The organism is Idiomarina sp. OT37-5b, assembly GCF_002968395.1.
GTDB lineage: Bacteria > Pseudomonadota > Gammaproteobacteria > Enterobacterales > Alteromonadaceae > Idiomarina > Idiomarina aquatica.
Genome location: NZ_CP027188.1, coordinates 1364996 through 1384729, shown reverse-complemented (window position 1 = coordinate 1384729; position 19734 = coordinate 1364996). Strand labels below are relative to the sequence as shown.

At 52.4% G+C, this 19734-nt stretch carries 20 protein-coding genes; 15 read left to right on the top strand and 5 right to left on the bottom strand.

Annotated features, from left to right (window positions below):
* The first annotated feature begins 6 nt into the window (after nt 1–6).
* The 10 genes from fabD (at nt 7) to C5610_RS06400 (ending at nt 8341) form a co-directional block, all read left to right on the top strand.
* On the top strand, nt 7–927 hold the full coding sequence (gene fabD / locus C5610_RS06445; protein ID WP_105306453.1) for an ACP S-malonyltransferase: 921 nt from the start codon (nt 7–9) through the stop codon (nt 925–927).
* Between the two features lie 15 nt (nt 928–942).
* Nucleotides 943–1680, top strand: a complete 738-nt coding sequence (fabG, locus tag C5610_RS06440) for a 3-oxoacyl-ACP reductase FabG (protein ID WP_105306452.1) — start codon at nt 943–945, stop codon at nt 1678–1680.
* A 140-nt stretch (nt 1681–1820) separates the two neighbouring features.
* A complete protein-coding gene (gene acpP / locus C5610_RS06435; protein ID WP_105306451.1) occupies nt 1821–2060 on the top strand; it encodes an acyl carrier protein in 240 nt (79 codons plus the stop codon).
* An 87-nt stretch (nt 2061–2147) separates the two neighbouring features.
* Nucleotides 2148–2924 carry an aminodeoxychorismate lyase gene (gene pabC, locus C5610_RS06430; protein WP_105306450.1) on the top strand — a complete coding sequence of 259 codons (777 nt, stop codon included), beginning with the start codon at nt 2148–2150 and terminating at the stop codon, nt 2922–2924.
* Nucleotides 2921–3946 (top strand): endolytic transglycosylase MltG, encoded by a 1026-nt coding sequence (gene mltG / locus C5610_RS06425; protein ID WP_105306449.1) that lies wholly within the window; start codon nt 2921–2923, stop codon nt 3944–3946. Before pabC ends, mltG begins: the two co-directional genes overlap by 4 nt.
* On the top strand, nt 3943–4563 hold the full coding sequence (gene tmk, locus C5610_RS06420; protein ID WP_105306448.1) for a dTMP kinase: 621 nt from the start codon (nt 3943–3945) through the stop codon (nt 4561–4563). Before mltG ends, tmk begins: the two co-directional genes overlap by 4 nt.
* Complete coding sequence (locus C5610_RS06415) at nt 4560–5438, top strand: DNA polymerase III subunit delta' C-terminal domain-containing protein (RefSeq protein WP_105306447.1); 879 nt, start codon at nt 4560–4562, stop codon at nt 5436–5438. Before tmk ends, C5610_RS06415 begins: the two co-directional genes overlap by 4 nt.
* Nucleotides 5404–5760, top strand: a complete 357-nt coding sequence (locus tag C5610_RS06410; protein ID WP_105306446.1) for a hypothetical protein — start codon at nt 5404–5406, stop codon at nt 5758–5760. The genes C5610_RS06415 and C5610_RS06410 overlap by 35 nt, the downstream gene beginning before the upstream one ends.
* A gap of 33 nt (nt 5761–5793) precedes the next feature.
* Complete coding sequence (locus tag C5610_RS06405; protein ID WP_105306445.1) at nt 5794–6585, top strand: TatD family hydrolase; 792 nt, start codon at nt 5794–5796, stop codon at nt 6583–6585.
* 271 nt (nt 6586–6856) lie between these two features.
* Complete coding sequence (locus C5610_RS06400) at nt 6857–8341, top strand: bifunctional 2-methylcitrate dehydratase/aconitate hydratase (RefSeq protein ID WP_105306444.1); 1485 nt, start codon at nt 6857–6859, stop codon at nt 8339–8341.
* Between the two features lie 9 nt (nt 8342–8350).
* Here C5610_RS06400 and C5610_RS06395 read toward each other — a convergent pair whose 3' ends face one another.
* Genes C5610_RS06395 through sppA form a run of 3 tightly spaced genes read right to left on the bottom strand, consistent with a single transcriptional unit; the run spans nt 8351 to nt 12662 of the window.
* On the bottom strand, nt 8351–9694 hold the full coding sequence (locus tag C5610_RS06395; RefSeq protein WP_105306443.1) for a sodium-dependent transporter: 1344 nt from the start codon (nt 9692–9694) through the stop codon (nt 8351–8353).
* A 36-nt stretch (nt 9695–9730) separates the two neighbouring features.
* Nucleotides 9731–10759: an asparaginase gene (gene ansA, locus C5610_RS06390; RefSeq protein WP_105306442.1), complete on the bottom strand. Its 1029-nt coding sequence runs from the start codon at nt 10757–10759 to the stop codon at nt 9731–9733.
* 37 nt (nt 10760–10796) lie between these two features.
* Nucleotides 10797–12662, bottom strand: a complete 1866-nt coding sequence (gene sppA, locus C5610_RS06385; RefSeq protein ID WP_187346284.1) for a signal peptide peptidase SppA — start codon at nt 12660–12662, stop codon at nt 10797–10799.
* 112 nt (nt 12663–12774) lie between these two features.
* On the opposite strand from sppA, the gene C5610_RS06380 reads away from it, so the two are divergent.
* On the top strand, nt 12775–13341 hold the full coding sequence (locus C5610_RS06380) for a nitroreductase family protein (RefSeq protein ID WP_105306441.1): 567 nt from the start codon (nt 12775–12777) through the stop codon (nt 13339–13341).
* Between the two features lie 72 nt (nt 13342–13413).
* Here C5610_RS06380 and asnS read toward each other — a convergent pair whose 3' ends face one another.
* The gene (gene asnS, locus C5610_RS06375) at nt 13414–14814 is read right to left on the bottom strand and encodes an asparagine--tRNA ligase (RefSeq protein ID WP_105306440.1); all 1401 of its coding nucleotides are present in this window, start codon (nt 14812–14814) and stop codon (nt 13414–13416) included.
* Between the two features lie 122 nt (nt 14815–14936).
* Here asnS and C5610_RS06370 point away from each other — a divergent pair, with 122 nt between their 5' ends.
* The gene (locus tag C5610_RS06370; protein WP_262340059.1) at nt 14937–15302 is read left to right on the top strand and encodes a hypothetical protein; all 366 of its coding nucleotides are present in this window, start codon (nt 14937–14939) and stop codon (nt 15300–15302) included.
* A 15-nt stretch (nt 15303–15317) separates the two neighbouring features.
* On the opposite strand, the gene bioA is transcribed toward C5610_RS06370, so the two are convergent.
* Nucleotides 15318–16628: an adenosylmethionine--8-amino-7-oxononanoate transaminase gene (bioA, locus tag C5610_RS06365; protein ID WP_105307726.1), complete on the bottom strand. Its 1311-nt coding sequence runs from the start codon at nt 16626–16628 to the stop codon at nt 15318–15320.
* A 108-nt stretch (nt 16629–16736) separates the two neighbouring features.
* Between bioA and bioB the strand changes: the two genes are divergently transcribed.
* The 3 genes from bioB to C5610_RS06350 are packed head-to-tail and all read left to right on the top strand — an operon-like array spanning nt 16737 to nt 19721.
* Nucleotides 16737–17786 carry a biotin synthase BioB gene (bioB, locus tag C5610_RS06360; protein WP_105306439.1) on the top strand — a complete coding sequence of 350 codons (1050 nt, stop codon included), beginning with the start codon at nt 16737–16739 and terminating at the stop codon, nt 17784–17786.
* Nucleotides 17773–18924, top strand: coding sequence for an aminotransferase class I/II-fold pyridoxal phosphate-dependent enzyme (locus C5610_RS06355; RefSeq protein ID WP_105306438.1), 1152 nt, complete (start codon nt 17773–17775; stop codon nt 18922–18924). The genes bioB and C5610_RS06355 overlap by 14 nt, the downstream gene beginning before the upstream one ends.
* Nucleotides 18921–19721: a methyltransferase domain-containing protein gene (locus C5610_RS06350; protein ID WP_105306437.1), complete on the top strand. Its 801-nt coding sequence runs from the start codon at nt 18921–18923 to the stop codon at nt 19719–19721. The genes C5610_RS06355 and C5610_RS06350 overlap by 4 nt, the downstream gene beginning before the upstream one ends.
* The last annotated feature ends 13 nt before the right edge of the window (nt 19722–19734 follow it).

Sequence of the window (19734 nt, the reverse complement as noted above, 5' to 3'; positions counted from 1 at the left end):
GACAACATGACACAAACCGCATTACTCTTTCCGGGTCAGGGCTCGCAAACGGTCGGCATGTTAGCTGACCTGGCAGCGGATTATCCGCAAATCGAAGAAACCTTCGCTGAAGCCAGCGAAGTGCTGGGCTATGACCTATGGCAATTGGTGCAAAACGGTCCGGAACAGCAGCTGAACGACACCCGCAAGACACAGCCGGCGTTGCTTACTGCCAGCGTTGCGCTGTACCGGGTTGCACGGGCCAATGGTCTTACTGACGTTAGCGCCATGGCCGGCCATAGCTTAGGCGAATACTCAGCGCTGGTTTGTGCCGGTTGTATTGACTTTAAAGACGCCGTGCGGCTGGTTGCGTTGCGGGGCGAGGCCATGCAGAGTGCGGTAGCGCCGGGAGTCGGTGCCATGGCTGCGGTGATTGGCCTGGACGACGATACCATTGCAGAGATCTGCCAACAGCAGGCTGGTGATGAAGTGGTCACACCGGTTAATTACAACTCACCGGGACAGGTGGTTATTGCCGGTCATAAAGACGCCGTTGCGCGTGCTGCCGAGGCACTGAAAGAAGCCGGGGCGAAGCGGGTGTTGCCATTACCGGTCAGTGTGCCGTCGCATTGCGAACTGATGAAACCCGCTGCAGAGCAGCTGCGAGCAGCGCTGAAAGAGGTGGTTTTCCACAAACCATCGGTGGCGGTCATCAATAACGTCGATGTCAGTGCCAACAGCGATGAAGAGGCCATTAAAGACGCACTGGTGCGACAGTTGTATTATCCGGTACGCTGGACCGAAACGGTTGAGACGTTGGCGCAAATGGGTATCGAGAAAGCCTACGAAGTGGGGCCGGGAAAAGTACTGACCGGCTTGAATAAACGAATCACAAAATCTTTTTCGTGTACTGCGCTGAACAGCGCGGATACGATAGCAACGCCATAATAAAGAGGGGACATCATGCAGTCACTGACAGAACAGGTTGCACTGGTAACCGGTGCCAGTCGTGGTATCGGCCGTGCCATCGCCGAATCACTCGTGGCGCAGGGCGCCTTTGTCATCGGCACCGCCACATCCGAGCAAGGTGCCGCTGCCATTGATGAGTACTTAGGCGACAACGGTAAAGGCATTGCATTGAATGTTACTGATACCGAGCAGCTTACTGACACCATCAAGGGACTTGAAAAAGAGTACGGTAAAATTGATATTCTGGTCAACAATGCCGGCATCACCCGTGATAACCTGATGATGCGCATGAAAGACGATGAGTGGGAAGCGGTCATCAACACCAACTTATCAGCGGTATTCCGGGTTTGTAAGGCGGTTATCCGCGGCATGATGAAGCGTCGCAGCGGTCGCATCATCAACATCAGTTCTGTCGTGGGTACCACAGGTAACCCGGGTCAGGTAAACTATTGTGCGGCCAAAGCCGGTTTGGTCGGTTTCAGTAAGTCGCTTGCTAAGGAAGTCGCTGCGCGCGGCATCACCGTCAATTGTGTGGCGCCGGGCTTTATTGATACGGACATGACCAAAGCGTTGACGGATGATCAGAAACAAGCGATCTTTGCCAATATTCCGGCAGAACGCTTGGGTAAACCGGAAGAAGTTGCCGCTGCGGTTAGCTTCCTGGCTTCTCCGGGCGCCGCTTACATCACCGGCGAAACGATTCACGTTAACGGTGGTATGGCGATGGTATAAGAGCGCGTTCACTGACATTTTATCGGTCAGGGGTACGACCTCTTAACTTTTAACGAATTTTTGCTTTATTATTGAGGCTGGTTTCACTACACTACAGCCAATTTTCACACTCGTGACGACTATTGAAGGATTTTACTATCATGAGCACTATTGAAGAACGCGTAAAAAAAATCATCGTTGAACAACTGGGCGTTAAAGAAGAAGAAGTAAAGCCTGAAGCTTCATTCGAAAACGATCTGGGTGCTGACTCTCTTGACACCGTTGAGCTGGTAATGGCTCTGGAAGAAGAGTTCGAAACTGAGATTCCTGATGAAGAAGCAGAGAAAATCAAAACCGTTCAAGCGGCTATCGATTACGTGTCTGCTCATTCAGACGACTAATCAACGCACAGCGTTTGCAAAAGGCAGTCCATTGGGGCTGCCTTTTTTGTATCTGTAGCATAAACCGAGAAGAGGGCGCGAAACACAATGTTCTGGCAAAATGGTGAAGCGCATACCGGCGGCCTGGATCGTGGGCTGCAATTTGGCGACGGCCACTTTACAACGCTGCGTATCAGCAAGCAAAAACCCCTTTGGTGGGGCCATCATCAGCAACGGTTGATCACCGCTTGTCAACGGTTAGCTATGCCGGTGCCGGATATGCAACAGATCGAAACTTGGCTGCAACAGGCATTGGCTGCAACACCCGCCGATGTCGCTAAAATCATCATTACCCGTGGCCAGGGCGGGCGTGGCTATCAGCCGGCAGCGGATGCTGAACCGACGGTGTATATCAGCACCTCAACATTACCGGCGTTGCCGTCATCGCTGAGCGAGGTGGGTATTGCGGAGCTGAAGCTGGCACGACAACCGTGTTTCGCCGGTTTAAAAACGCTCAACCGGTTGGAGCAGGTAATGCTCGCTAATGAACGGCAGCAGCGCGGCTACCAGGATTTATTGGTGCTCGATCAACAAAATTATGTGGTGGAGACCTGTCAGGGCAATCTATTTTGGCGGCATGGCAAGCGTTGGTATACACCATCGCTGACAATGGCGGGCGTGGCCGGTGTCGCACGACAAGTGATTTGTGAGCATAACTGGTTAGGAGAGGTCATACAGGGCGAGTTTGAGCTGGATGATGTGCTGGCTGCGGAACAAGTCTTTACCTGTAATTCCGTGCGTGGAGTCGTGCCAATTGTGCGATTAAATGATAAAGTCTTAAGTACCTCCGATTTACCAGAGCAACTCAACCTGTTGATCGAATGAAAAAATTCATTGTCATTGCGCTTATCCTAATCGCTGCAGCCATCGTTGGCGGCCGCTGGTTCGCGCTGGAATATCTGCAGACCCCGTTTGTCAGCCGCACCACGTTCTCGGAACCGTTAATGTTGCGGGTTCAGCGAGGAGACAGTGCGCGCCATATCATTGCGCAGATTAATGACCACCTAAAACGCGACAGTGATCGCATCGATTATCGACTGAGTCAGTTGTTGATCGGTATTGACCGGTTACAGGCCGGGGTCTACCAGGTGAGTCCGACGGACAGTTGGCAAACGCTCTGGCAGAAGCTTGAGCGCGGTGATGAAATGCAATTTAGCGTCACCCTGGTGGAAGGGCTGCGAATTGAACAATGGTTAAAGCATTTGCAGGCGCAGCCCTTTTTGAAAGCCACACTGCGGCCGGATAACCTGATTGAACAGCTCGACTTTATTGACGGTTATACAAACGCCGAAGGTCTGTTTCTGCCGGAAACCTATCATTATCGCGCAGATAAAACGGATAAAGACATTTTACGCCGCGCCTATCAGGCGATGCAGCAAAAACTTGATGAAATCTGGCAGCAGCGTAGCGCCGACTGTCCGGTCGATACGCCTTATGAGTTGTTGATCTTAGCCTCCATCATCGAAAAGGAAACCGGCATCGACGGTGAACGAGCTATGGTGGCGAGTGTGTTTGCCAACCGCATGGCGACCGGTATGCGATTGCAGTCGGATCCAACCACCATCTATGGCATTGAAGCGTTTGACGGCAACCTGACCCGCGCCCATTTACGTGAAAAAACCGCATACAATACCTATCGTATTGACGGCTTACCACCAACACCAATTGCCATGGTGTCAGAGGCCTCACTAAGGGCTGCCGCTGATCCGGCGCAATCCGACTATTTTTATTTTGTCGCCAACGGTGAGGGCGGTCATGTGTTTTCAAAAACGCTCGAAGAACATAACAAAGCGGTGCGAAAATATCAGCTGAACACAGCAACGGACGATTCTCAGGGAGAACAATGAGCGGTAAATTTATTGTTATTGAAGGGCTTGAGGGCGCCGGCAAAAGCACGGCGATTGCAAGCATTGTAAGCCATTTACAGGCCAAGGGCATACGCGCCGAGACTGTCCGTGAACCGGGCGGAACACCGCTGGCTGAGGCGTTGCGAGAACTGGTCAAACAGGAATGGCAAGAAAACGTCAGCTCGATGACTGAGCTATTGCTGATGTACGCAAGCCGGGTGCAACTGGTTGATAATGTGATAAAACCGGCCTTACAGAAAAACCGCTGGGTGATCGGCGACCGCCATGATCTGTCGTCGCAGGCCTATCAGGGCGGCGGCCGGCAACTGGGTGCGGAAACGCTAAAATCCTTAAAGCAATTGACGCTGGGTGACTTTGAACCGGATTTAACCCTGTACCTTGATATTGATGCGCAACAGGGCCTGCAGCGTGCCAGAGGCCGCGGCGAACTGGATCGCTTTGAACAGGAAGACCTGGCGTTTTTCGAGCGCACACGACTACGCTATCGTCAATTGGCAGCCACCAATCCTCGTGTGGTAACCATCGACGCGGGTCAAGCGATGCAGCAAGTGCATCAGGATATTTTGCGTGCCATTGAGGAGAACTTGTTTACATGAGTTTCCCGTGGCTGCGTGAACCTTGGTTGAAGCTGTTAAAAAGTGCCGAGCAACAGCGCTTGGCGCACGCCTATTATATGCGCCATCAGCCGCAACTGGGCAGTGAACAGTTTTTACTGACCCTGGCCAATTATTTGTTGTGCCGGCAGCCGGGCAAAAACGCCTGTGGTCAGTGTAAATCCTGTTTGTTGTTTAAAGCCGGTAATCATCCGGACTTCTGGCAAATTGACGCAACCGACGAGAACAGCATTGGTATCGATGAGGTCAGACAGTTACAGCGCAAGCTGGTGCAGACGGCCAACCAGGGTGGCGCCCGGGTCGCGGTGTTGCGACCGGCCGATAAACTGACCGAGCAGGCCAGTAATGCGATTTTGAAAGTGCTGGAAGAGCCTCCGGCCGGAATGTTCTGGCTGTTGGCGGTTGAGCAGCCGGAGCATTTACTGCCGACACTGCGCAGTCGCATGCAGTGGATCAATCTGGCACTGCCGGCGAAGGCCGACGATGGCCACGACGAATTGGCCGCGAGCCTATACACCAGTTGGTTTGAAGGGGCACTGCCGCCGGTCATCAAAACTAAGGATGACGCGCAACAGTGGCTTGATATCAGTGAACATCTGTTACTCGACTTGCTGGCGACGCAGCAGGGTGTCGCGGCTTCGCGCATGCACTTTAGCTCGCTGCAACAACGTTACCGTAGCTGGCAGCAGCAATATCGGGTCGACCCGAATGCCTTGCTGCACGCCGTCCATGAATGCCGACAATTACGTCAGCGATTTCAGCAGGCCAAAGGCCTCAACTTGGGTCTATTGTTAAGTCTTTATTGGCAACAATGGGCTCAACATGACTTCTCCTCTCCATCTGGCTCATCGCTTTAACGATCCACAAACACTGGCACAAAGCACGCTACACCGGTTTGAACAACTTGTTATTTTTGTGCCGCTCAGCCCGGGTCATCAGGTACCGGCAATGGGGACCCGGCTGTCGTTAACGTTAACGCTGCCGGATTGCTCGACACCGTCATCGACCGTGACCGCACAGGTCTGTTGCTGGTTGAACCCGCGCAATAATCCGGACAATCGCTGGCTGGGACTGCTGATCCATGAAGACAATGATAACGACATCGAAGCACGAATTCGGCGGCTTACCCATGACTACCAAACTGAGTATGGTAAACTGATCGGCTCAATATTTCGTTAACTGTGTCATTAAACGTTAATTTCAGGAGTCCGGATGTACGTTGATTCGCATTGCCACCTCGATAAAATCGACCCTGCAAAGATTGGAGCAGAGTTACCACAGATCATCAGTAATGCGCGCGAACGTCAGGTCGAGCATATGCTCTGTGTCTGTGTCACGCTGGAAGACTTTGACGCTATGCGAAACGCCGTAGCGGAGTACTCTGATGTGTCGATTTCCTGTGGTGTGCATCCGTTGTATGTGCAAGACAGCCAGACGCCGGTCAATGACGTCGGCAAGCGGCTGCGTGAGCTGGCCCAGCAACCCTCGGTGGTTGCGATTGGCGAAACCGGTTTGGACTATTTCTATCATCCGGAAAGCAAGCAACTGCAACAGCAACATTTTGCCGAGCACATTCAGGTGGCGCAAGAACTTGATAAACCGTTAATCATCCACACCCGCGATGCCAGAGAAGACACCTTAGCCCTGCTTAAAGAGGGGCGGGCAGAGCAAGCTGGTGGTGTTTTGCATTGCTTTACCGAGTCATTAGAGATGGCAAAACGTGCCATTGACGAGTTGGGTTTCTACATCTCGATTTCCGGTATTGCGTCCTTTGCCAACGCCAAAGAACTGCGTGAGGTGGTGAAAGCGTTGCCACTGGAACATTTACTGATTGAAACCGACAGCCCTTGGTTGGCACCGGTTCCCCATCGCGGCAAACAGAACCAGCCGGCCTATGTTGTGGACGTGGCGAAGTGTGTAGCGGATGTGAAGGGTATTACCCTGCAACAGGTCGCTGAAACCACCACGGCCAATTACTATAAGCTGTTTAAAGGCTCTGTTTAAGCTGTGGATAACCTGGGCATTACTGGTTTCTTTGGTTATTTTTCATTGCGTTAAAAAAATGTAAAAAAAGTTGTGGTTTTTTTAGATTTTTGTCTAGACTAAAAAATGAACAGATTAATGAGTTAGCGCACGGCTCATCCCATGAGCCATTCCCCTATACCCGGAACAATTTGGATTGGTTCCGGGTTTTTTTTATCTATCGATCGGATCGTGCTCAGTTTTCGTAAGTAAAATAAAGACGATCATGCATCAGATAACAGGGAGTCCGAGTATGAGTTCAACGGTTGAACGCAACGAAAGACCCGATTACGACGAAGAAATTCAGGCGATTGCCGATTATGTCCTCAATTACCGGGTAGAATCCGAAGAAGCCTGGCAAACCGCACGTCATTGCCTCGCCGATACCATCGGCTGTGGTTTGCTGGCATTACGTTTTCCCGAGTGTACTAAGCACCTGGGTCCGCTGGTAGAAGGCACTCAGGTTCCTGATGGCGCGCGGGTACCCGGAACTTCGTTTCGGCTTGACCCAGTAAAAGCGGCCTGGGACATCGGCTGTATCGTGCGTTGGCTGGACTTTAACGACACCTGGCTGGCAGCCGAGTGGGGACATCCATCGGATAACCTCGGAGCCATTCTGGCGTTGGCCGATTTCATTTCGCAACAGCGGGTCAGAAAGGGACAACAGCCTCTGACTATGGCTGTGGTATTAGAAGCTATGATCAAAGCCCATGAAATCCAGGGCAACTTGGCCATCGAAAACAGCTTTAACCGCGTTGGTCTCGATCATGTGGTGTTGGTTAAGGTTGCCTCCACGGCGGTAGCGACCTGGCTGTGGGGCGGCAACCGCGAACAGATCATGGCAGCGATTTCGCAGGCCTGGGTCGATGGTCAGGCATTGCGAACCTATCGACATGCGCCGAACGCCGGTTCTCGCAAATCCTGGGCGGCCGGTGATGCGACCTCGCGCGCCGTGCGGCTGGCCGATATCAGCCTGCGTGGAGAAATGGGTATCCCGGGTGCGTTGTCGGCGCCACAGTGGGGCTTTTATGATGTTCTTTTCAGTAAGACCAATAAAGACCAGAAATTGAAACCGGAGACGCAGCGGAAATTTACCTTTCAGCGCCAATACGGCAGCTATGTTATGGAAAACATTCTGTTCAAGCTGTCGTTTCCCGCTGAGTTTCATGCACAAACCGCCTGCGAAGCCGCGGTTACCTTACATCCGCAGGTCGTCGACCGCATCAATGAGATTGAACGCATTGAGTTAATCACGCACGAGTCAGCGATTCGCATCATCTCGAAAGAGGGGGCATTGGCGAATCCTGCCGATCGCGACCACTGTTTGCAATATATGACCGCAGTACCATTGTTGTTTGGTGAATTAACCGCGGATCATTACGAGGACGAGTTTCATCAGCGTCACCCTGAGATTGATGAACTACGCGAGAAAATGGTGGTGATTGAAGATGAGCGTTACAGTCGTGATTATCACGAGCCTGAAAAACGGTCCATCGCTAACGCCGTGCAGGTATTTTTCAACGACGGTAGCCATACCGACAAAGTCGAAGTGGAATACCCTATTGGTCACCGCCGTCGTCGTGAGGAGGGATTCAAGGTACTGGCAGAGAAGTTTGAGCGTAATTTAGCAACACGTTTTCCGCGTCAACGGGTCGCCAAAATCATGGCGCTGTACCGCAATGCTGAAGACCTTCGCCGCACTCCGGTACACGAATTTATGGATCTGCTGGTGATTTAGCGTGGTCGCTTAACCGCGCCAAATCACCAATAAAATCAACACCGGACATACAAACTTTACATACCACGGCCAGATTTTCCAGAACCAACTCTGGCCGATGTCCGGTGACCCTTGCTGCAACGCCTTAAGCAACCGGTTTTGCCGTAATACCCAGGTCAACATAACGCCAAACACCAGCGCCATGATGGGTTGCATGTACACGGTACTGAGGGTAATCACCGCGCTGAATAACTGCTCGAAGTGATAGATGATGACGGTGGACAGCACGGTTACCAGCAAGGCGACCACCCAAACGCCGGCATGGCGATCACAACGGGTTTCCTCGCGCAATGCGTTAACCGGTGCTTCGAGCATGGATATGGACGAGGTAATGGCAGCGATCACCATCAACAGGAAGAAGCCAATCGCCACAAAAGGGCCGGCCGTTCCCAAGGTATCGAACATCGCCGGTAACACCGTAAACACCAGGGTATCAGCAGACAACAGCGACCCATCGTCGGCGTAAATCGCGACCCCGTTATTTTGCGCCACAAACATCGCTGGCAATATCAACAACCCGGCCAAAAAGGCCACCGAGGTATCAATGCCGGCCACCCAGGCTGCGGTCTTAGGAATATTCTCTTGCTCTGACAGATAGGCGCCGTAGGTCATCATTACGCAAACACCGAGCGACAGCGAGAAAAAGGCCTGTCCCATAGCACGAATGATCAAGTTCGGATCCGATACCGCGGAAAAGTCCGGTACCAGATACATCTTTAAGCCCTCAATGGCGCCGTCAAGCGTCAAAATGTACGCTGCCATACCCACCAGTAATACGAACAATAATGGCATTAACCGGCGTGACCAGCGCTCGATACCGTCATTAACCCCCGAACGCACCACATAAATGGTCAGTAGCATAAAAAACAGCATGGTAATGAGGTTTCGTTCCAGCGAGAACGTCAAAAGCCATTCCGCGGTTGCAGCCAGCCCCAGTAATTCCATTAACGGTGCCAACATGTAGGCGATCAACCAGCCGGAAACAATCGCATAGAAACTCAAAATCAGGCTTAACACGACCAGTCCGACGATGCCGCTGAGCAAACCAAAGCCTCGCCAGAAAGGACGCTCGGATAAATTGCGTAATGCCTCGATGGGATTCTGTCGACGAATACGGCCAATGGTGACTTCGGCAACCAGCATTGGGTAGGCCAGTACGGCAATCATCACCAAATACACGAGCAGAAAGGCACCACCGCCATTACTGGCGGCCTGAGTAGGGAAGCCCCAAATATTACCAACGCCGACAGCGGAGCCCGCTGCAGCCAGGATAAAACCGATTCGGGTGGCAAATGCCGGTGAACTTTGTGTCATATTGTTATTATTATCGTTAGGATGAAGTTCAGTCGACTACTGCGCAACGTCGACAGTGAGCTCGCCGCGTAAATTATCGACCAAACGTTCGGCAATAACCTCGGCAGAGAGATTTTGTGACAGTAAATAATGCAACTTTGTGAGCGCCGCTTCAATGGTCATGTCGGATCCCGAGACTACGCCCAGCTCCGCCAGCGCATTGCCGGTGGCATAACCGCCCATGTTAACGCGACCACGAAAGCACTGGGTACAATTAACAATGGTAATGCCTTGCTCGATACCACGCTTAAAGCTGTCTAATAAACGTTTGTCCTGAGGGGCATTACCAACGCCGTAGCTTTGTATGATCATTGCTTTGACCGGTTGTTTTAGCTGATTGTCGATAAGCTCGGCGGAAATGCCCGGGTACAACATCACCACACCAATCGGCTGCGGTGTCATTTCAACGACTTTGAGCTGATTCTGCTGGACTTCCCTTAACTTACCAGCGTTAACCTTAATTTCGATGCCTGCCTCCAGCAACGGCGGAAAATTCGGCGAAGCAAAGGCATTAAAGCCGTTGGCGTCAGCTTTGGTCGAGCGGTTACCGCGGTAGAGGGTGTTATTAAAAAATAAGCCGACCTCGTGGATGGGGTAATTGGCGGCAATATACAGGGAATTGAGCAAGTTGGTCTGACCGTCGCTGCGCAGCGCAGAAAGCGGTATCTGAGAACCGGTCACTATCACCGGTTTGGCCAGATTCTGCAGCATAAACGACAGCGCAGAGGCGGTATACGCCATGGTGTCGGTGCCATGCAGAATGACAAAACCATCGTAATCGTTGTAGTGGGATTCGATATCGCGGGCGATCATGACCCAGTCCGCCGGCGACATGTCTGACGAATCCATCAGCGGTTGGTATTCGTGGATGGTAAATTCGGGCATTTCCTCGCGGAAAAATTCCGGCATCCGTTCAACACATTGGCTCAGGTGACCTGCCACTGGCACGTATCCCTGAGCCGATTTTTGCATTCCTATGGTACCGCCGGTGTAGGCAACATAAATGCGTTTACGCTTATTGGCCATGATCTATCCGTTTTACTGCTGAATCATGGCCAATAGTTTATCGCGGTTGCGGACACAGTGCACAGTAGGAATAAATATTTTTCGGGTCATTAAAGTTCTGCAACGATTTGCTCTGTTGCAGGACGTTATTCACCGTTCCCATTAACCAATGTTGCGCGTCATTGTCGACCGTGGTTGACAGTACGCTTTGTACGGCGGCGTCGCCCAATAACTCAGCAAAAAATTGTTGCTGTGGTGTCAGGCTCTGCTCGATGGTTTTTACTCGGTAATCTTCAATGCCAGCCGCTTCAGCTGCCGCCGTTACGGCATCATCAAAGTCACCCAGGAAGTCCACCAGGCCGCGTTCCTGTGCCTGGCTACCGGTCCAGATGCGGCCTTGCGCAACGGCATCCACTTCGGTTTTGGTCATACCGCGCGCGTTTGCAACAACCTCCAGGAAGTAGTCGTAAAAGCTTTCGGTTGAGCGTTGCAACAGGGTTTTCTGCGCGTCGGTAATGCCCTCAAGGGTATTGATGGACGGCAATTCGGTGGTGCTGTAAGAGTCGCTGTTAATACCGATGGCGTTGGCACTGTCTTCGGCCGTGATCATCAGGCCAAAAACACCAATCGAACCGGTAATGGTGCTTGGTGCGGCCCAAATCTGGTCAGCATCGGCAGCAATCCAGTAACCTCCGGACGCGGCCACGGTACTCATTGACGCGATCACAGGAATCCCTTGCTTCTTCGCTTCTAGAATTTCCTGGCGAATAATTTCTGACGCAAAACCACTGCCGCCGGGGCTGTCGATACGTAAAACAATGGCTTTGGTGTTGTCGTCTTCACGCGCCTTGCGGATCAGCTCGGCGGTACTGTCACCACCAATCATACCGGCACGGCGACTGCCATTGACGATTTGCCCACGGGCAACCACAACCGCAATTTGCGGACGTTCCTGACCGGGCAGGGCAACGTCTTCTTCACCGTTGCGCTCCGCCAGGTAATTGGCAAACGCAACGTGGCGATAGGTTTCTTTATCTTCGTCATAACCGGCCAGGTTAATCAGTTCGTTGCGCACTTCAGCCCGCGTTTTCAATGCATCAACCAGATTCGCCTGCAGCGCCATCTGTGCCATATCGGCATCGGCTTGTTCAAAGGCTTCCATATAAGGCGCCAGCTCGCCTTTAACGAAGGCGTCGCCTAGATCACGCTGATGAGTGACATCGCGTTTAAACTGTTGCCATAAATCGTTGTACAAGAACGCATTGGCTTCGCGCGCTTCGTCAGACATGTTGTCACGGATGAACGGCTCAACCGCAGATTTGTATTCGCCCACTTTAAACACGTGTGGCTTAAGCTTGAGCTTTTCCAACAGCCCTTTAAAGTAAATCTGACCGTACTCAAACCCGTCGAAAGCAACGGAACCTAATGGGTTCAGATAAACCGTGTCAGCGTGCGCAGCGAGATAATATTGATGCTGAGCATAGTAATCGGCAGCGGTAATGACCGGTTTATTGGTGGTTTTGAAGTCATTAATGGCGGCCGCAACGCGTTGCAGTTTATTGATACCGCTGGGGTACAACCCGGATAAATCGAGGAATACGGCGCCTATGCGATCGTCGTTTTTGGCTTTTTCCAGCGCCTTAACAACGTCCGTTAACAATACTTCAGGAATCTGATCGTCGGCGCCCAGTGCTTTATTGAAGAACTGGTCAACCGGATCGATGTAGGTTTCTTCTTCTACCAGGATCCCCTGTGGATTGAGCACTAAGATGCCATTTTCAGGGACCTCAACGGGTTCCTCTTCCTGCAACATTAATGCAAAAAAACCAATCAACAGCGCAAAAAAGATGACATTCAATAAAATAACGCGAATGCCGTTGATAAAACGCCACAAATACCGGAACATTGAGCCTATATACCGCATAACTTCTCGCTTCTTACTATTTATTATTTTTTAGCTTATACAATCCAAGGTCGAGAAACCACAGTAATTATGTAACGAAGCGTGACAAATTTGTAACAGTCAGAGGATACTCATGGACGCATTGGACCTATTAACAACTCGCTCGTCAATGCCGCGGCTGATTGAGCCGGCTCCGACCCCTATACAACTTGATATTATTCGCCAAGCAGCCATTCGGGTGCCCGATCATATGAATTTATCGCCGTACCGTTTTATTGAGTTTCTCGGTGCGGATCGTAAAATTCTGGCAGACATCTACCAGCAGGCGGCACGATTCAATGATTTTTCCGACGAGCGGGTCGAGCAGGCGGGTCAAATCCCGTTTCGCGCGCCACTGATCATTGCCAGTTGTCTGCGCTATGTCGATAACGATAAAGTGCCGCGGCACGAACAATTTGCCAGCGTGGCCTGCGCCACCATGGCAATGCAACAAGCGTGTTTTGCACAAGGTCTGGGCGCAATTTGGCGCACCGGCTGGCTGGCTGAAGATGACTACGTTCGTGAGCAACTCGGTTGCGGGCCAGACGATGAAATTGTCGGCTTTCTTTATATTGGCACACCGGCGGTACCAACCCCGATTAAACCAGCGCAGGATCCCTCGGCGTTCTTCCAAAAAGCCACCGATATAGTTATCGCCTGATGACGATGATCAAGATCCCATAAAAAAGCCGGCAACTGCCGGCTTTTTTGTGATTCATCGTGTTTATAGCAATCAGAACTGCGCAGATTTTGGTGCCCGTGGGAACGGAATCACGTCGCGAATGTTCTGCATCCCAGTTACGTAGGCGACCAGACGTTCAAAGCCAAGCCCAAAACCGGCGTGAGGGACACTGCCGTAACGGCGTAAATCGCGGTAGAAACCATATTCTTCGGCCGGCAGATTCATCTCTTCGATGCGCTTATCGAGCACGTCGAGACGTTCTTCCCGTGCGCTGCCACCAATGATTTCGCCGATGCCCGGTGCCAGCACGTCCATTGCGGCAACGGTTTTGCCATCGTCATTCTGACGCATATAAAACGCTTTAATGTCGCGTGGGTAGTTCTTCAGAATGATTGGTGCGCCGACGTGTTCTTCGGCCAGGTACCGTTCGTGTTCGGATTGTAAATCGACACCCCATTCCACCGGGTACTCAAATTTCTTGCCGCAGTTTTGCAGGATCTCAATCGCGTCGGTGTAATCCATGTGCACAAAATCAGCGTCGACCATTTTTTCCAGCCGCTCGATAACCTCTGAATTAATGCGTTGTTGGAAAAACGCCATATCGTCCGGGCGTTCTTCAAGCACGGCTTTAAACACGTACTTCAGCATATCTTCAGCCAGGTGCGCGATGTCGTTTAAGTCAGCAAAGGCAACTTCCGGCTCCACCATCCAAAACTCAGACAGGTGACGACTGGTGTTGGAGTTTTCGGCGCGGAAGGTCGGTCCGAAGGTATACACCTTGCTGAGTGAACAGGCATAGGACTCGACGTTCAACTGTCCGGATACGGTTAAAAAGGCTTCTTTACCAAAAAAGTCTTCACTGAAATCCACTTCACCGGTTTCGGTCTTCGGTACGTTTAACAAATCCAGCGTCGATACCCGGAACATTTCACCGGCACCTTCACAGTCAGAGGTGGTAATGATAGGGGTGCTGACCCACAGATAACCGTGCTCATGGAAAAAGCGGTGGATCGCCTGCGACAGGGTATTGCGAACCCGCATGACTGCACCGGTTACGTTTGTGCGCGGACGCAGATGCGCGTATTCCCGTAAGTATTCCATGCTGTGACGTTTCGGTGCCATCGGATAGGTGTCCGGATCTTCAACCCAGCCGTACACTTTAACGCCGGTCGCCTGCAGCTCGTAGGACTGACCTTTACCCTGAGATTCAACCACGATGCCGGTAATTGCGACCGAGCAGCCGGTGGTCAGCTTTAACACTTCTGACTGATAATTCGGCAGCTCAGCAGGAACGACCGCCTGAATAGCGTCAAAGCACGAGCCATCATGGACGTTGATAAAGGAAATACCTGCTTTTGAATCGCGCCGGGTACGCACCCAGCCGCGCACGGTAACGGTATCATCAACCGCTACTTTACCTGCCAAAACATCAACTACCGAAGCGTACGACATGAGTTATTGATCTCCGAAATACTGGTGTGTAATACAAAATTTTCGATAAAGGTTGCTATGTTACCGCGCTTTGGCGCAGACTCAAGAGTAACATTAGCTTATTTGTCCACGAATTGCGGGAAATGTCCATGCGTGTCGGCAGCATCGATGAACTGAAAAAACTGTCTTTCTGGAGTCGGGTACTCGGCTGGCTGTCGATCGTTGGCTGGTGCATCTTTGTTGCGGCACTGATTGTTTATCATTACGCCCGTCCCGAACACGAGACCCTGCTGACCGAAATCTTTGGCGTTGACGTGCGCACACACTGGCACATTACGCTGGGCGACCTGTTTATCATACTGTTGCTCTTTGGGCTGTTGATCAGCCTGATAACCTTTACCATCAATCTGATGTTATTCAGTCGCCACCGCCAGCATATCTGGATCAACAACCTGATCCTGATTTTTACGTTGTTGGGCGGCATCGCACTCTACCTGTTTGGGTTTTGAGCCGATGCCACCGGCTTAAGCGGACACCGAGCGGGCGTATTCCGCCATGGCCGCGGTCACCCGACTGAGCTGTTCTGGCTCGATAAGGTAGGGCGGCATAATGTATAACAAGCGGCCAAACGGTCGGATCCACACCCCGCGTTGAATGAATAACTGTTGTGCTGCGGCCACATCAATCGGCTGCTGCATTTCGACCACGCCAATGGCGCCCAACACTCGTACCTCATTAACGCCGGCGAGTTGTTGCAACGGATTCAGTTGCTGTTGCAATTGCTGTTCTATCTGTGCCACCTGCTGTTGCCAGTGACCTTCGGCGATCATTGCCAGCGATTCGGCCGCCACCGCACACGCCAGTGGATTGCCCATAAAGGTAGGGCCATGCATCAGTGCGCCACCGGCTTGTTCAGCACTGACAGCGGTTGCCACATCGGCGTTGGTGACGACAGCGGCCAAGGTCATATAGCCACTGGTGAGTGCCTTACCCACACACAGAATATCCGGTGTGATGTCGGCAAACTCCGACGCAAACAGTTTGCCGCTGCGGCCAAAGCCGGTGGCAATTTCATCGCAAATCAGCAATAAACCAAACTCATCACACAGTGAACGCAGCACCCGAAGATAATTGGGGTGATACATCCGCATCCCGCCGGCTCCCTGCACCACAGGTTCGAGAATGACCGCGGCTAAGCGCTGGTGCTGTTGCTCAAACACCTGCCGTAATTGGTGTTCTTCTGCAGGGTCCCAGTCTTGCCAGAAACTGAGTCGGGGTTTATCGACAAATTGTTGATTACACAGTGCGTGCTTAAATAAATGATGCATACCGTTGACCGGGTCGCATACTGACATCGCGGCGAAGGTATCGCCATGATAGCCACCGCGCACCGTCAGCAGCTGGTTTTTCTGCGGTTGTTCACGACCCACCCAGTATTGCAACGCCATTTTGATGGCCACCTCAACACTGACCGAACCGGAATCAGCGATAAACACCCGGTCGAGGCCGGCCGGCGTCAGTTTGATGAGTCGTTCTGCCAGGGTGACGGCCGGTTCATGAGTGAGCCCTCCGAACATGACGTGAGACAAACGATCGATTTGCTGATGCGCGGCCGCATTCAGGCGCGGATGATTATAGCCATGAATGGCCGCCCACCAGGACGACATGCCATCCACCAGGCGCTCACCGCTGGAAAGTTCGATGTCGCAGCCATTGGCCGTTTTGACGTGGTAACAGGGCAACGGATCCGTCATCGACGTGTAAGGGTGCCATAGGTGACGTTGGTCGAAATCCAGTTGCTGTTGCCAGGAGCGGGTTGTTAAAGAGGGTGTCATAGTATAATAATTAACCACTAGTAAAGTTTAATAGTTGCCTTTTCGTTGACAGTCTACCGTTCTCGCATACCCTAGTCGACATTTGTTGACGTCAAACCGGATTAAGTTATGCAAACAACCCCGCAAACAATAAGAAACAACTGGCGCGTTGAAGAAGTGGAAGCGCTACTGACCAAACCATTCAATGACCTGCTTTTTGATGCTCAAAGCACGCACCGCAGGCACTTTAACCCCAACCAAGTTCAGGTCAGCACGCTGCTCTCAATCAAAACCGGCGCCTGCCCGGAAGACTGTAAATACTGTCCGCAAAGCGCGCATTATCACACCGGTCTTGATCGCGAGCGCTTAATGGAAGTGCAGAAAGTACTGGCCGAGGCCGAGGCGGCTAAAGCCAAAGGCGCCAGCCGTTTTTGCATGGGCGCGGCCTGGCGTAACCCAAAAGATCGCGATATGCCATACCTTATCGAGATGATTAAGGGCGTTAAGGCACTCGGCCTGGAAACCTGTATGACACTGGGGATGCTGAGTGAGCCACAGGCGAAGCTGTTGCAGCAATCCGGATTAGATTATTACAACCACAACCTGGATACTTCGCCGGAGTTTTATGGTGACATCATTACCACCCGTACCTATGAGGACCGTTTGCAGACCTTAAAAAATGTCCGTGATGCCGGCATGAAAGTCTGTGCCGGGGGCATCGTAGGCATGGGCGAGTCGGTCAGAGACCGGGCGGCGCTGTTGGTGCAATTGGCCAATTTGCCGAAACACCCGGAGAGTGTACCCATTAACATGCTGGTCAAAGTTCAGGGCACGCCGTTCGAAGCGTTGGAGGATCTGGATCCGCTGGAGTTTGTGCGTACCATCGCGGTGGCACGTATTTTAATGCCGCAATCCCATGTGCGCTTATCCGCCGGTCGTGAAGATATGTCCGACGAAATGCAGGCGTTGTGTTTCCTCGCCGGTGCAAACTCGATTTTCTACGGCGAGAAGCTACTGACGACGGCTAACCCGCAGGCAGACAAAGATTTGCGCTTGTTCGAGCGCCTAGGTCTCGAGCCGGAACCGCATCACGGTTATGACGATGAGATTCACGAAGCGGTGATTGGAGACGCGTTGCAAGAACAGGAGCAGCCAGTCCGCTATTATGACGCGTCTTAATCAACGCCGGCAGTCGTCGCTGTTTCGGCGTCGGCTGCCACGCCAAAGCAACACCTTAAACGGCATGTTCGCCGGTAACGACTATTTGTCGCTGAGCCAGCACCCTGAGGTGATTGCAGCGGCCCAGCAGGCGCTGAACGATTGGGGGGCCGGCAGTAGCGGCTCACCGTTACTGAGTGGCTATTGTCTGCAGCACCAGGCGCTGGAGCAAGAACTGGCTGAATGGTTAGGGGTTCAACGAACCTTATTATTTAACAGCGGTTTTGCCGCCAACCACGGGGTGCTGACCACCTTGCCTGAAAGCGGCACGATTCATTTTGATCGACTGAGTCACGCGTCGTTAATTGACGGCATCCGGCACAGCAAAAAGCGCTTTAAACGGTTTCATCACAACGCCTTGCACGAGCTCAATGCCAACCCGGGCGATTGGCTGGTGACCGAAGGCACCTTTAGTATGGACGGCGATCGGGCGCCGGCAGCCGCATTAGCAACGACCGTTGCTGAGCAAAAGCTCAACCTGATACTGGACGATGCGCATGGGTTGGGCGTCTGGAACTCTGCCGGGCTGGGCAGTTTTGCGTCGTTAAATAAACAGACGCGACTATTGACCGGTACCTTTGGTAAAGCCTTTGGTGTCGCCGGCGCCTTCGTTGCCGGCAATGACGATGATATCGAAACACTTGTGCAGTTTTGCCGTGAATACATCTATTCAACGGCGTTTCCACCGTCCCAGGCGGCTGCCATAAGGGCTTCGCTGGCGATCATTCGCAGCGACGAAGGGGAACGCAGGCGACAACAGCTGGCACAGCACATCGATCGCTTCAAAAGCTATATGCGGCAAGCCGGCCTGGCGACCATCGATTCCGATTCGCCCATACAGACCTGGGTCATTGGTGACGACGAGGCGGTGATGACGGCGGCACAGTTACTGCGCGAACAGGGCATTTGGGTCAGTGCGGTGCGTCCACCGACGGTACCGGCCGGTACCTCACGTATTCGTATCAGCCTGCAAAGTGGTCATACCGAACAACACCTGAAGGCGCTGACTCAAGCACTTGATAAAGTGGCGCAGCAATTGCCAAGCCATGTTCTGAACCATGCTCCGAATCAGACTCCGAGCCAAGGCGTTGCAGAATGAGCCAGGTAAACACCATCAGTGAAACATCGACGGCTAACCGTATCGCTCACTATTTTTCCAAAGCGGCCGCCGACTATACTCGTCACCACGCCATTCAGCAAACCGTCGGCGGACAGTTGCTCGAGCGCCTGCAGCCGGTTGCGGGGCGGTTATTGGACATTGGCTGTGGGCCGGCGTCGTTTTATCCGCAATTAAGCGCTTTGGCCGCTCAGTACTATGGCGTCGATGTGGCGGCGGGGATGCTTGAACAGGCTCGTCGGCAGACCCCGGTAACGGTACCTCTGCTGCAGGGCAGTGCGGAACGCTTGCCGTTTGCGGCCGATCAGTTTGATGCGTGTTTTGCCAACCTGTCGCTGCAATGGTGCGCACGGCTCGAGTCCGCCATCGCCGAAATGCAGCGGGTATTGAAAGGCAACGGCCAGGCACTGTTCAATCTGCCGGTGGCCGGCACCTTTGCTGAGCTTAAACGCAGTTGGGAGACGGTTGATCAGCACCCGCATACGCAATCTTTTAAAACCGTCGATGACGTCGCCGATTGTTTAGCGCGGGCCGGGGTCAACGATTATGACGTTGAGCTGGCCACGCACACGCAATATTTTGTCGATACCCGTGCATTACTGCAAAGTATTAAAGGGGTTGGTGCCAGTTTTGTTGAGCGCTCGCAACAGCCGGGGCTGATGACACCGCGTCGGTTTGCGAACTTTTCCAAACACTACGAACGTTTCCGGACTGATCAAGGGTTACCATTAACCTGGGTTATTATGTCCATTAAATTCAACAAGCAAATTAACAATTAGTTAATCATAATTA